Here is a 13,300-nt window from a genome sequence, read left to right as displayed (position 1 = left end):
TTACAATATTGCTATTTAAATGCTAACAAGATTCGCTCCAAGCCCAACTGGCTATCTCCACGTAGGAAACGTACGGACTGCTTTGGTTTGTTGGATGTACACACGTAATCAAAATGGAAAATTTCTACTCCGTTTTGATGATACTGACCTTCAGCGTTCAGATGTCAAATATATAAATAATATCATAGAAGACCTAAAATGGATTGGCATAGATTGGGATGCAAGTTTTAAGCAATCAGAGCGCTTTGAGCGTTACAATGAGGTGTTTTTGCAGTTAATAAAAGAAGGGCATGTTTATGCATGCTATGAAACAAGAGAAGAGTTAGACATTAAACGAAAATTGCAGTTAAAACAAGGACTTCCCCCGGTATATGACAGAAGCGCGTTACTTCTAACTGAGCAAGAGAAAATTCATTATGAGCAAGAAGGAAGAAGACCACATTTCAGGTTTAAATTGGATAGAAATGAAGTTGTTAAATGGAATGATGAAGTTAAAGGTGAAATAAATATTGCAACAAGTCACATCAGCGATCCTGTGGTAAAAAGAGAAGATGGAATTTATACATACATGCTACCTTCTGTTATTGATGACGTTGACTTTAATGTAACCCATGTTGTACGTGGGGAAGATCATGTAACTAATACCGCAGTTCAGATCCAAATGATTAAAGCATTAAAAGCGAAAATTCCTATATTTGCTCACCTTTCTCTACTACATTTTGATGATAGCAAGATATCGAAACGGAAAGGCGGGCTGGATATCAAGTCCATAAGAGAAGATGAGACTGAACCAATGGCGCTAGTTAGTTATTTAGTGAAGCTCGGAACATCCAATCCAATTGAAGCTTGCGCCTGTATGCAATCTTTGATTGACTCATTTGACATTAAAAAATTTAGCTCAGCATCTGTACAATTCAGCTTGAGTGAAGTATACAAGCTAAATAGCAAAGTGCTGCAACAAATGTCATTTGAAATTGTACAAGAACGTTTAAATCAAATTGGAGTGGGCTCCTCAGAGTTTTGGTATTTTATAAGGAACAATATAGAAAGGTTTTCTGAGGTGGCCAAGTGGTGGAAAATATGCAAATCTGATATAGAGCCTGTGATTCTTGATAAGGAGCTTATAAAAATTGCGTTCAATGCATTGCCTCAAGGCGATTGTAACGAAAACACATTATCAGAGTGGGTAAAAGCTATTCGACAGACAGTGGATATAAAGGCAAAAGACTTATTTATGCAGTTGCGTTCAGCTTTAACAGGAACAGAAACAGGACCAGAGCTCGCTAAATTATTAATTTTTATCGGCAAAGAAAATATCATTGCAAGGTTAAAAAAAAAGTGAAAATCAAAAAATTATATAGTAACCAGACTGCATTCTGTGAAAAACACGATCTTTCATTTGAGCTTTCTTCAATTTAAAGTAAATACAGAAACTAGCTATCTTCAAAAATATAGTTGAATAATTGTTAATAATAGTGTATAATTATTAATATTTTCCAAGCATTATGGCTCTTTCAAAATTTCTCGATCCTCGCAATGATTTGTGTTTCAAAAAAATCTTTGGAACGGAAAAAAATAAGAATATCCTTATTCACTTTTTGAACGATATTTTAGGATTTGCTGAGGCAAGTGCAATACAAGAAGTAGAATTCTTAAGTACTATCATGGATCCCGAAATTGCCTCTGATAAACAAAGTATTGTTGATGTTCTCTGCAAGGATTCTATTGGTAATAGGTTTGTGATTGAGATGCAACTGGCTCGTGATAAAGGTTTTGAGAAACGCGCTCAACTATATGCTGCTAAGGCTTACTCAAGACAATTAGATAAATCTGGCAACTACATTGATTTAAAGAAAGTCTTCTTTATTGCTATTTCCAATTGTAACTTACTTCCTGAAGAAGTTGGTTATATCTCTACTCATAATATACGTGATATAAAAACCAACGGCCATTACTTAAAAGATTTTCAATTTGTCTTTATTGAGTTACCTAAATTTACAAAAAGCAAAGTAGAACAGCTAGAAAGCATAGTAGATCGTTGGCTATTTTTCTTTAAATATGCTGAAGAAACGACAGATGAAGATCTAAAGAAAATTGCAGAAAAGGCACCAATAATAAAGCTAGCATATGATGAGTTAGATAAGTTTCGTTGGAACGAAAAAGATTTAGTAGCTTACGAAGAAAGAATAATGGATCTACGCAAAGAAGAAGCCATTCTTGAATACAGACTTGATCTTGCTGAAGAGAAAGGTATAGAAAAAGGTATAGAGAAAGGAAAAATTGAAGTCGCAAAAGCAATGCTGGCTAATAATGTTGATGTCAACACTATTGTCAAGTTTACTGGCCTTTCTATTAGTGAGATTGAAGAATTAAGTGGAAATCTGTGAACGGTTACATTACATAAAAGGTTTAAATATACTGGACATACTGATATACTTTCGTATTAAAAAACACCCAATAAGCAGAGTTGTGAGTGGAATAAACCACAAAATGTAAGTGCTAGGTGGGGTAGTTATAATTGAATTGCCGTAAGAATTTTTTAACTCTGAGATTATCTCTTCATCTGTGTATCCATCATTGATTTTTTTACGAATTGCTTCTCGCATATCATACGCAATCTGAGATCCAGATTCAGACAATGATTCGCCAGAACATATTGGACACCTTATTATTTCAAATAAACTGGTTGCTCGTTTTTCCATGCTTTTATCTCTGAGTTTATTATCCAGAGTAAAAGCGTTTACGCCTGAGTGAAATATCAATATGAAAAGTAAACTAACTACTGCTCTCATCCTTGGTTAATTGGGTTATTTTACTGAGTTGGTTCATAAAATCAGTGGTGGATAACTTTCCAATAAAGCTTGACCCTACATCATCATCGTACTTTATTGAAAATTGAACGCTGTCATCAGTTGTTTTTTCTGATAAGGAAGACATTAATTTTTCAAACGCATCTGAAGTTTTTGAGTCACCAATCATAAACGAGATTAATTCTTTATAATTTGATATAGCCACGTTGATTTTGTCTTTAAATGAAGACGTAACCAAATTATAATTTTGCATTCCACCATCTGCAGCAAGAGAAAAATTATTACTTTGAATTAAAAATTTCTCTATGTTGAAATTAACTCTGGAAGCTGAGATGTGGTTTACAAATTCGTAATCAAATTTAGTGTCGATACTAAGGTAACTTTCAGGACTTGCAGTATTTTTATACCGATAAGTATAAAAATCAAATCCTAGTTTAGTATTTCCACTTGGTTCTTTATCGAGGTGAAATTGAATGTAATTGCTTTTATCATTCACTTCAGTTATAACACTTTGCTGATTTTCTGAAACATCACATTTTAATCCATAATCTGCGTAACGAAGTGTATCTATATAGTCTATCACGGTACTATTTCTGTTGAATCGCAATGAAGATGGTAAATCATTTAGTCTAACAACAAAGTGGCTGCTATCGTTTGTGTGGCATTTTATATTCTTTTTCTCATCACCATGAACAACAATGTTGACTTCATTGCTTGGTATGTAGATATATACTGATTTATCAAACAATCTATTTTTTATCAATAAAGCATCAGATGAGATGGTTAATTGCTTATTGGAAAATTTTGGGTTTGTCACACGGAAAATTAGGTTAGAAGGAAGTCCACTGAAATCATGTGAAATATCAAACTTTTCGTCGTTAATGTATAGTATTGCTTCAGCTAAAAGATTTTTTACCTTACATGCAGAAAAATACCAAAAACCACCATACGCTACAGGAATAAACAAAAGTAAAGAGATGATAATATAGATAAAAATCTTACGCATAGCTAATTATTCCCCTGTTTATCCAATGATATATTTCTTGTACCCCTTGGTATGGTTACACACAAACCGTCGATATCTTTTGTGATTTTTATTTGGCACCCAAGTCTTGATGTCTCTGTTAAGCCGAAGGCTAGATCTAACATATCGTTTTCCTCATCAGATATGGGATTATGCGTTTCTACAGCATCATAAAATTCTGGATCAACAATCACGTGGCATGTAGAACAAGCAAGAGAGCCTTCACATGCACCTTCAAGCAGATCTGGATCACTTCTGTGAGCTAAATTAAGCAGAGTTTCTCCCTCTGCAGCTTCATAGCTTTTCTTACTCCCATCAGGTAAAACAAAAGTAACAGATGGCATATTATTCCTATTAAAATCCTTACTAATTTCTCTGTATTCTACAGGTAATAACTAATATTTGCAAACTCTTTGCAATTCCAGTGCCTATTTTTTGTCATCCAAGTACCCCTTTCTTGTCATTCAAGTAGCTGACTACTTGGATCCAGATTGGATACTGAGTTGGTGAGTATAAAAGTATAGCTTCTACGTCATACCGCCACGAACCGTCATACCGTGATTTATTCACGGTATCTCATCCGCTAACACGCAGCAGGATGACGAGGTTATCGTCATGCCGCCGCGAACCGTCATACCGCCGCAGACCGTCATACCGCCGCGGTATCTCTAGATCCCGCTAACAAGTAGCGGGATGACGAATTACTTAACCGTCATACCGTGATTTATTCACGGTATCTCACATAGATCCCGCTAACAAGCAGCGGGATGACGAGGTTATCGTCATGTCACCACGAACCGTCATACCGCCGCAGACCGTCATACCGCCGCGGTATCTCCAGATCCCGCTAACACGTAGCGGGATGACGGTTGTCGTTTAGCTATAAATATTTAAGAAATTTACCAAACGAAAAAAAGGCAAAAGAAGCCCCGAGTAGCGAGTTTTGACTCTATATTACTGTAAGTGGCGCTGTAATAATGTGCTGACGCTTAGTTTAAGCGCGATTTGGCTGAATGTAGAAAAAATTTAAAAGACATGCAGCCGCTATAATTTTATGTAATCCGCCAATAAATACCTGAGTTTTTTTACTGAATTTTGTTGTTGAGCCCGCGCGGATCAAAAACAAGTTTTGAGTCATAAACACCCTTAATACTACAATAAGGGGGCTGGCGGAGTTTGTCAAGGAAGTTTTTTCGTTTCTACTGAATGACAGTTGTGACCTATGCAAGAAGTCTGTTGTAGTTTGTACGATATCTTTATAAAATGGTTCGCATAAGTTATCTAGCAGTGCAACTAAACAAATACAAAAATCAAAACGTCGCGGTTTTTGGTCTTGGTAAAACTGGTTTATCCGCCATTAACGCTCTAATAAAGAGTGGTGCAAGAATATATGCATGGGATGATCATGAAGAGCAAATAGCAAATGCAAAAATGATGTATAAAAAATGTAATTTTATTCATCCCAAGGAATACAATTGGCATGAGATCAGTGCATTGGTTTTAAGCCCTGGAGTGCCAACAGAGCCACATTGGATAGTAAAACTTGCAAGGAGATTTGATTGCAAAATAAAATCAGACATTGAGCTATTTCTTGAAGCTAAAACTACGAACCAGAAGGTAATAGGCATCACAGGAACAAATGGTAAATCAACCACTACATCACTAATAGGGCACATATTAAAATCTGCAGGGAAAAAAGTAGCTATTGGTGGAAATTTAGGCGTTCCTGTTTTGGATCTAGAAAGAGATGCAGAAATTTATGTAATTGAATTTTCCTCTTTTCAATTGGAGTTGATGAATGAAATTAACGTGGACATTTCAGCACTGCTCAATATTACACCAGATCACATAGATAGGCATGGAAGTATGGAGAACTACATAGCAACTAAATTAAAACTGATAAACGGTAGTGAGGTTGCCGTAATAGGATGTGACAATGAGATTACTGCTGACATATTCAACAAATTCACTGGAAACAAAATTCCAATCTCAGCTTCGATGTCATCCTCTTTGTCATTCCAGCCACTTCTTTTGTCATCCCAGTGCTTGACTACTCGGATCCAGAAGATCTCGTTAAAACTAGAGAGTCATAGCTTATCAGTAAGCGACGTGAAAATAAACCTAATATCCAACGCAGAAAACATAGCAGCCGCATATGCCGTATGTAAGCTACTTGGAGTAGATAGCAACACTATTATCAATGGAATCAAGTCCTTTTCAGGACTGAGGCATAGGAATGAACTGCTTGGCAAAATAAGAAATGTGTTTTTCGTGAACGATAGCAAAGCAACTAATGCAAAGTCGAGCGAAAAGGCGATCTTATCTTATGAAAACATAAATTGGATCGTTGGTGGAAGAAGCAAAAAAGGTGGAATAGAATCATTAAGCAAGCATTTCACGAGGATTAGAAAAGCTTTTCTTATTGGAGAATCAACCGAAGCCTTTGCAAACACTATGGAGAATAAAGTAGATTATGTTAGATGTTGCAATCTAGAAGATGCATTCAGATTGGCTTTTGAAGAGGCCTTAAATAGCGCAGAAGAAGTAACTATATTACTTTCTCCCGCGTGTGCTTCTTTTGATCAATGGAAAAATTTCGAGGAACGTGGTGAAGCATTTTGTAGAATGTTTGAAAATCTCAGGTACAATCACACATGCTGTTTAGTATAATGTTGCGTGGAACAAGATGAAATAAAGTTAATAATAGATAAGCTAATTAGGGTTATTCCATTTGAAGGGATAAGCGATGAAACCCTATTAAAAATTTGCACAGACCTTAATCTAGCTAATAGCTTTTGCAAATTTCAGAATGGAATATATAGCGCTTTGGAGCACATAGCAGAGGACTTAAATAGCTCAATGGAAGCTGAACTAAGAAATTCCAATTTAGAAGATATGAAAGTGCGAGAGCGGGTAAAATTAGCTATTCAAATACGCCTTTCAAACTACGCTAAGCTACCGAATTATAGAGAACTTTTAAAAAATGTTTTATCATTCTCCGTATCACCAAAAAATACATATTTTTCTAGTAAACTTTTATACAGAACTATTAGCGCGATTTGGTATGGCATTCATGACCAATCAACAGATTTTAACTACTATACAAAAAGAGCAATATTAGCTGGAGTGTACTTAAGTACGATACTTTTTTTTATCAATGATTATTCAGAAGATTTTGCGGATACTTTATCGTTTCTTGATAACCGTATCAACAATGTCATGACATTTCAAAAATTCAAAACTCGCTTAAAAGGAATCATAGGAAATTTCTTATAAGCTTTTCATCATACTGGTTATTCATATTTATATTCTCTTGTTTTTTTTGATCTTTATGTTAAAATAACTAAATATTCATTAACGATAAAATGAAAGTTATTTATCATACCAATAGTGATATCAAGCCAGAAAAAAATACAAAACACGTGATAAACTTTTTTGGAGTACTTGGGTGTATTAAGGTTAATGCTCGTGGTAAAAATCCACTTAAGGGACAAGTAAGTTAGTTAAGCATTATTTTGACTATCCCTATTTCTCTAGAATTGTTAATCCAAGATTCTTTCAAGAAGAATTAAATGCTGAAGAAAAAAAATTCAATAGGAGAATAATCTCACTATGGTTATGTTCTGCTATATTGTCCACTGCTTCTATTGTGTCGTTATACTTGGCATACCAGAATCAAAAATCAAAAAAGGTACTTACAGGGTTAGCTTTTGCATCAGTAGTGCTATCAATTTTGGCTACCATATGTTTTATCGTACTTTGCCTATGGATGCTTTTTGACTTTATTAAGAAGAGATTTGTAGTACACAGAATTAAAAGCTTTTTAGAAAATGAAGTCAGCCCTGAGTGGATAAAGCGTTATAAAAAAGAACTTATAGATAAAGATTCGAAAAGAGATGCAGAAGCTTGTGATCAAGAGTTGGAAAAAGATATAGAGGATATTATAGAGTTCCTCTTGGAAAGAAAGAAAATTGTAGCGCTATATGAATTTCTAACAAACGGTGAAAAGTTAGTTCAAGCTGGAATGGCAATGGTAAACATGTTACTTGTAAAAGGTGTGCATCCAAACAATATAATTTTGGATACTAACTCTCTTGGAGGAGGAATTGCAGCAGAAGTTTTAAAAAGATTTGAAAAACAAGGTATCTATTTAACATTAATTCATAGTAATTCTTATAGCTCACTTAAGGATGCAACTAATAACTTTCCTCATGGGATAGGGAATTTTTTCATGAGACGGCTTCCTGCAAAATTCTTGAATTTTTGGTTTAATCGTTGCGGATTGGAATTTAATTCACGAGAGATTATAGAGAATACAAAATGCCCTGTATTAATTGCTGGCAGGAAAGGCGATACTGTAATTCCACAGGAAGCACAACTCGTTGGTAAACTTCCAGATTCATCCACATCTGACACATCTGAATGGTTTAGATGGAATATAGTACTTGAACACGATCCTCAAAACACGGAGTGTAAGAGCAAAAATATTCATGCTGATCATAAAGAACATTTAGTTTATCGTGAGGATAATGATGATATAACAAAATACACCAGTTACGAAGAAAAAGAAAATAAATTTATTGAAAAAGCACATAAGTATTTGTTGAAAGGTAAATTTAATAGAAATTTTAAGCTAAAAGACTACTGTAAAAGTAGTATCTTTGGAAGCTTGACGGAAATAGAACTGAAACCCATCAATGAAAAGCATATACAAGTTTAAGTTAATAGAGAAAGAAAAATTATTCTTGCTATACCGTAGGTACGTTCCAAGATTATACTGAAGTTTTTATTGCACTCAAAACCTTCGTTTTTCCTAATCTCTAGAATTATCAATGCATCATCACTTAACCAGCCTGAGTGAGCTAGTCCATTCAACGTTGATTCAACTAGATTGCTATTGTAAGGTGGGTCTATAAAAACTACATCGCACTTTGAAATAGGTTGTGGCAATTTGTTAGCACTGCAACAAATTAGCGTGACATTGTTCGTAATTCCAAAATCTTCTGCTGTTTTTTTAGGCAGTTGCAAATTGTAATAATCTGAATCCACCATGAATGCATGTTTAGCGCCGCGAGAAAGTGCTTCAAATGAAAAAGAGCCACTTCCGCAGAATAAATCAAGTACATTCAAGTTATAAATAGGTTTTCTTGAGGAAAGTATACTAAATATTGCTTCTCGGACAACACTCATAGTTGGTCGTGCAGCTAAATGCTTACCTGTAGTTATTTTTCTTCCGCGATATTTGCCTGCAATGATGCGTAGCATACTAAATAAGCTCCAAAATAACTAATTATTTAATACTATATGATTAATGTCAATATGGCTTTAGCAGTTTAATAGAGAGAAGCTATCGAGTCGCTTGTAAGAAAAACACAAACACAAAACTCATCCGTTATTTTTTTCTGATTTGCCTACTGCATTAATTGCTTGACCAATCTCATCTTGTAAACCACCATAATCATTTCTTTCATCATGATTTATCCCTTCAATTCTGCTTTCTAACTCCAGCTTAATTATAGTATTAATTTTATCTATGTTATCGAGAAAGCTTTTACATTCTTCATCACTATACTCTTCGCCAGATGCTTTTTTTTCAACAAATAGGTTTTTAAATCCTACTAAATTGGAATTCTGATCGGTATTCAGTACAACATTTCTCTCTACGAAGCTAAGATCTGATAGTAATAAACTAACCTCTAATAGATCTTCACTTTTAATGTTTGCAAGATTATCAAGATTGTCTAAAATATTAAACACCTTAAGCCTTTCTTGTGCAATCTCTTTGTCTTCCTTATCAAATTCAGACAATAAACTATGATTATCTACAAATTTCTCACTCAAAGCTTTATTTAATTTAGTGAGGTCGATATTGTTGTCTAGTGTGTTGTCTAATAGTAGATCTACTCTTGCCCTACGCGCATTTAAAATGTCATCGTAGTCATTTAACTTTATATTACCATCACCGTCTTGCTGCAGACCATAATAATTTAATCCTTTAAAGTTATGATTCTTCGTCATTATCACCCCTGTTATCAGCCCTTTCATTATTCTCACGTTCTGTATCTTCTCCAAAAAGTAATGAGGTGTCGTAATTTTCGCCTTCTTGATCTCTTTCTTTTTTTCTTCTAGCTCTTTCAGCACGTTTTTCTATATCTTCCGGAGTATTAGTGTATTTTTCTGTGCCTAACTCTCGTGCTAATTCATTTGATTGATCAGACTTATTTTCCTTTAGTGGTTGATCAAGCTTGTCTTTTTCTGGTTCTCTCTTACGTCCGATAGTGTAATCATGAAGTTTTTCTAAGAAATCTCGCCTATGCGATTTTGCTCTACAGAGCAGATTACCTTGGTAACCATCTTTTTCTCCTGTACGGTGGCTAACTCCTATAGAATCAAGGCCATGCTCCCAAGTAAACTTCATAGCATCTTCTATTGTATAGCCCAAATGTGACCCTACATATCCTTTATAATAATCTAAATATTTACCAATCCTTCTATGTGTAATATCTTCTTTATCAACTCCAAATGCCCTGTAAATTTTTTCCTCAAGCTTATCAATGTCATTTTCAGGCGATGTCACAAATTTTGTTGCTTCAATAGTAGCATTTACAAGTTTACGTGGCGCATCAATAGCATGTTTCAGTACACCTCCAACTCTTGGTATCCTACCCAGTAGATTAGCTGTACCTCCGGCTAATCTGTCTGGTAAATGAGTAGCCCAACTGCCTAAAGACTCTAGTTTTCCACCAGCAAAATCTTGCCACTTCTGCTTTAATCCTTCTGCTACACCAGCTAAAGGTGACGCATGATACATGCTAGATATGCTGTAAACGCTGTATCCACCACCGGCAATACTTGAGCCCATTTGTTGCACAAACTCACGTAAGGAGAACATTAAGAATGAGAGCAAGAATAATACAAAGATTTCCCCCGCATTGATTAAATAGCCCCTCTGTATGTCTTGCACCCTTTGGTAATCGCTATTTTCTTGATAATTTTTGCAATCCTCACAATCTTTACATTTCTGACAGTATTCACTGTTGGGATCCCTATATAATTTGTGCAAATCCTGTAATTGGCAATGTGGCTCTCGTCTAATAACATCCTGCACCAAAGACTTTATCTCTCTTTTAAGATCTGGTCTTATGGTACCTTTTCTGTAGTCATCCACTATTTTCCTATAATTTTTACATTTTTCTTCATCTTGCTGAGGTTGACAGTAAAGCTCTGTTATTTTACTATTCATACCACCTATCTTTTTGTCTATATTGTTGATCAGTAATATAATGTTAGCCCTCTCTGATGCATGAGATAAACTATTTGTTAAGCGTACTAGATCCTTTGCACTACAGTTATTATCCACTACTATATCACTTTCCGCAATATAGTGGTCTGCTGGATTCCTTTTAGTACCAGGAATTGGATTAAAGAAAGGATAATCTATATAACGAAAACCTTTTTCAATGTAATCCGGTGGAAGCAGGATATATCCAGCGCCTCCAGTAAATTTTATTGTACCACCTTCTCTGCTTATCTTTTCTATACCTTCTATGTTCTTATCTACGTTCAGCGGAGAAGCTTCTCCAAGAGTGTAAGGTACGAAAATTTGCCCTGGGGTCCAACCAAAGTACTGCTTATCAACGATACAAAAACCGCCAAACACCCATTTTGGAGCACATAACCTTACCTCAAACCATTTATTGTAGCATACAGTAAAACCTAACTGCCTATAAAAGGTATTCATTATAATGGAAGCCAGTAATGACAAGAGAGCAAATATCATAATCGACTGTAAACAAAAGCTGATGCAGAATTTTATCCAACCTTCAAACAGACTTTTCAGCGGTGAAAATAAAATAGAGATCAGGAACAATGGCATGATAGCTATAAGAAAAGCTATACCCATAAAACCAGAGAGAAATATTATGTAAGCATATAAGCACAGCAAGAAATATAAAACTATCCCTATGAAAATTGCTGGTATCATAAGTAAGCTTGCCCACATTTGGTAATGTAAAAACGCTGCAAACTTTTTCCAAACAGAATAAGCAAAAAACTTATTGAACATGTCCTCCATGAACTTAAACAACTTAGCTTCATCTCCTTGAGCAATACTTCCGGTGTTCATGTTGGGAGCAAAATTAGTAATTATACTTATCAGTTGTTCAAGACCTTTAACGAATAGAACGAGAAAATGATCATAGAAAAATCTAAAACTTCCAGGAGATATAAGCACTATTACTAGAGTGATTTTCATCATTCTGATGAGCATATCATGCTTAGTTTCTCGTATCATGCCAAAAAGATAAAGAAGCGATGAAATCATTACAAATAGAACAAGCAAGGAAAGAACAAAATTGTGAAAACTTGAACCTTTTTTAACTATATTCTCAAACATAGTTTGCGCAGCCGCACACTCACTACCTTTACAATCTTTATTAGGTGAGATCAATAAAGTGTCTTTTAGATAATGATAAACTTCATTGAAAAATCCAAAGGTACCTGGTTTTTGTACTCCATACAAAAACTCAAAAGAGTAGCCACCTACATTATCTAAGTAATATCTATCTAATATTTTTACATATATTTTCCATCCCTTTTCTAACTTCAACTCATTACAATTTCTGTCCTTTAATTCAGTGCTATCTCTGTCTAAAGTAAAAAGTCCATTGGCGCCCTCTGCTGTGGAGTTATAACCTAGATGTACAGTAGGATATTGAGGATCGCGCATTAACTTTAGATTTTCGTTAGGATCATCTTTCCCCGTTTGAAACAAAAGATAAGCACCATGACCATTGGTAAACCAGCATGGAGCACCACGTGATACTGTATTTGCGCTATCATCTTCATTAATGCACTTGCAATTTACAGTGCAACTTGCATTAGGCTTACTTGAAAATTTTTGTATGCTAGGTTTATAATCATTACAAACTAAGTGAAAGTCAGGTAGACTATTATCACCTGACTTGCCTTCAAATTTAGTTGCATATTTTAACTGCTCCAAGCTTTGTAAGGTATAACTGCCTTTTTTAGATTCCTTCTTGTTATTATTGCTCCAAGATGTCCATGCACCATTAACTCGCACTCTTAAACTATCTCCATTGGTTTCGAGTCCGGTATCCTCCCACTTCACCACTTGGTTATGGTGAAAACCATAATTAATTTCGCCAGTTTCAGGATCAATAACTTCTCCATCTTCTGGAATAAACGCATCGTGATCGTTTGTAAAATGAGCGCTTACTGTAATAGGTTCAGGACCAAAATAATCGGCAGATATGCACCTTGGGAAAGGCATATCGTTCTTACTACAACCTGTGATCAGCACATAAGCTGCAAGAAGTAATACCCTAAACCAACATTTGCCTAAGCGTGATTGCATATCTAAACTTTTTCCAAATATAGAAATAAATTTCTAAAACTTTACTTAAAATATCTTTTTAATTAGTTACTCCATAACATCATTCATATC

At 35.0% G+C, this 13,300-nt stretch carries 11 protein-coding genes and 1 pseudogene; 5 read left to right on the top strand and 7 right to left on the bottom strand.

Going from position 1 to position 13,300, the window contains the following annotated elements; all coding sequences use genetic code 11:
- The first annotated feature begins 19 nt into the window (after positions 1-19).
- Positions 20-1,342, top strand: coding sequence for a glutamate--tRNA ligase (gene gltX, locus NMD99_RS03585; protein WP_264687925.1), 1,323 nt, complete (start codon positions 20-22; stop codon positions 1,340-1,342).
- Between the two features lie 163 nt (positions 1,343-1,505).
- Positions 1,506-2,387 carry an Rpn family recombination-promoting nuclease/putative transposase gene (locus NMD99_RS03580; protein ID WP_265016667.1) on the top strand — a complete coding sequence of 294 codons (882 nt, stop codon included), beginning with the start codon at positions 1,506-1,508 and terminating at the stop codon, positions 2,385-2,387.
- 9 nt (positions 2,388-2,396) lie between these two features.
- Here the strand turns inward: NMD99_RS03580 and NMD99_RS03575 are convergent, their stop codons facing one another.
- From NMD99_RS03575 to NMD99_RS03560, 4 genes are all read right to left on the bottom strand, one after another.
- Positions 2,397-2,792, bottom strand: coding sequence for a cytochrome c-type biogenesis protein CcmH (locus NMD99_RS03575; RefSeq protein ID WP_264735675.1), 396 nt, complete (start codon positions 2,790-2,792; stop codon positions 2,397-2,399).
- Positions 2,776-3,816, bottom strand: a complete 1,041-nt coding sequence (locus NMD99_RS03570; protein ID WP_264687927.1) for a hypothetical protein — start codon at positions 3,814-3,816, stop codon at positions 2,776-2,778. Before NMD99_RS03570 ends, NMD99_RS03575 begins: the two co-directional genes overlap by 17 nt.
- A gap of 2 nt (positions 3,817-3,818) precedes the next feature.
- The gene (locus NMD99_RS03565) at positions 3,819-4,178 is read right to left on the bottom strand and encodes a ferredoxin family 2Fe-2S iron-sulfur cluster binding protein (RefSeq protein ID WP_064125547.1); all 360 of its coding nucleotides are present in this window, start codon (positions 4,176-4,178) and stop codon (positions 3,819-3,821) included.
- Positions 4,179-4,272: 94 nt separating this feature from the next.
- The gene (locus NMD99_RS03560) at positions 4,273-4,404 is read right to left on the bottom strand and encodes a hypothetical protein (RefSeq protein ID WP_264731526.1); all 132 of its coding nucleotides are present in this window, start codon (positions 4,402-4,404) and stop codon (positions 4,273-4,275) included.
- Between the two features lie 693 nt (positions 4,405-5,097).
- On the opposite strand from NMD99_RS03560, the gene murD reads away from it, so the two are divergent.
- From murD to NMD99_RS03540, 3 genes and pseudogenes are all read left to right on the top strand, one after another.
- Positions 5,098-6,504: a UDP-N-acetylmuramoyl-L-alanine--D-glutamate ligase gene (gene murD, locus NMD99_RS03555; protein ID WP_265016666.1), complete on the top strand. Its 1,407-nt coding sequence runs from the start codon at positions 5,098-5,100 to the stop codon at positions 6,502-6,504.
- A 6-nt stretch (positions 6,505-6,510) separates the two neighbouring features.
- Positions 6,511-7,110: a COQ9 family protein gene (locus NMD99_RS03550; protein WP_264329272.1), complete on the top strand. Its 600-nt coding sequence runs from the start codon at positions 6,511-6,513 to the stop codon at positions 7,108-7,110.
- An 89-nt stretch (positions 7,111-7,199) separates the two neighbouring features.
- Positions 7,200-8,554, top strand: a pseudogene (locus NMD99_RS03540) (alpha/beta hydrolase family protein).
- Here NMD99_RS03540 and rsmD read toward each other — a convergent pair.
- From rsmD to NMD99_RS03525, 3 genes are all read right to left on the bottom strand, one after another.
- Positions 8,551-9,099 (bottom strand): 16S rRNA (guanine(966)-N(2))-methyltransferase RsmD, encoded by a 549-nt coding sequence (gene rsmD, locus NMD99_RS03535; protein ID WP_253309159.1) that lies wholly within the window; start codon positions 9,097-9,099, stop codon positions 8,551-8,553. The pseudogene NMD99_RS03540 and the gene rsmD sit on opposite strands and share 4 nt — an antisense overlap.
- A 120-nt stretch (positions 9,100-9,219) precedes the next feature.
- Positions 9,220-9,852 (bottom strand): WD_0853 family protein, encoded by a 633-nt coding sequence (locus NMD99_RS03530; RefSeq protein WP_253309160.1) that lies wholly within the window; start codon positions 9,850-9,852, stop codon positions 9,220-9,222.
- Positions 9,836-13,210 carry a TrbL/VirB6 family protein gene (locus NMD99_RS03525; protein ID WP_309166836.1) on the bottom strand — a complete coding sequence of 1,125 codons (3,375 nt, stop codon included), beginning with the start codon at positions 13,208-13,210 and terminating at the stop codon, positions 9,836-9,838. Before NMD99_RS03525 ends, NMD99_RS03530 begins: the two co-directional genes overlap by 17 nt.
- Positions 13,211-13,300: the final 90 nt, after the last annotated feature.

It is taken from the genome of Wolbachia endosymbiont of Listronotus oregonensis, from assembly GCF_031205055.1.
In the GTDB taxonomy this organism is placed as follows: domain Bacteria; phylum Pseudomonadota; class Alphaproteobacteria; order Rickettsiales; family Anaplasmataceae; genus Wolbachia.
This window is presented reverse-complemented; position numbering and strand designations above follow the sequence as displayed.

Excerpts from the sequence above, each read along its gene's own strand:
- NMD99_RS03570 (WP_264687927.1), bottom strand. The coding sequence starts at position 3,816 with ATGCGTAAGATTTTTATCTATATTATCATCTCTTTACTTTTGTTTATT.
- NMD99_RS03575 (WP_264735675.1), bottom strand. The coding sequence starts at position 2,792 with ATGAGAGCAGTAGTTAGTTTACTTTTCATATTGATATTTCACTCAGGC.
- NMD99_RS03530 (WP_253309160.1), bottom strand. The coding sequence starts at position 9,852 with ATGACGAAGAATCATAACTTTAAAGGATTAAATTATTATGGTCTGCAG.
- NMD99_RS03580 (WP_265016667.1), top strand. The coding sequence starts at position 1,506 with ATGGCTCTTTCAAAATTTCTCGATCCTCGCAATGATTTGTGTTTCAAA.
- murD (WP_265016666.1), top strand. The coding sequence starts at position 5,098 with ATGGTTCGCATAAGTTATCTAGCAGTGCAACTAAACAAATACAAAAAT.
- NMD99_RS03525 (WP_309166836.1), bottom strand. The coding sequence starts at position 13,210 with ATGCAATCACGCTTAGGCAAATGTTGGTTTAGGGTATTACTTCTTGCA.
- rsmD (WP_253309159.1), bottom strand. The coding sequence starts at position 9,099 with ATGCTACGCATCATTGCAGGCAAATATCGCGGAAGAAAAATAACTACA.
- NMD99_RS03565 (WP_064125547.1), bottom strand. The coding sequence starts at position 4,178 with ATGCCATCTGTTACTTTTGTTTTACCTGATGGGAGTAAGAAAAGCTAT.
- gltX (WP_264687925.1), top strand. The coding sequence starts at position 20 with ATGCTAACAAGATTCGCTCCAAGCCCAACTGGCTATCTCCACGTAGGA.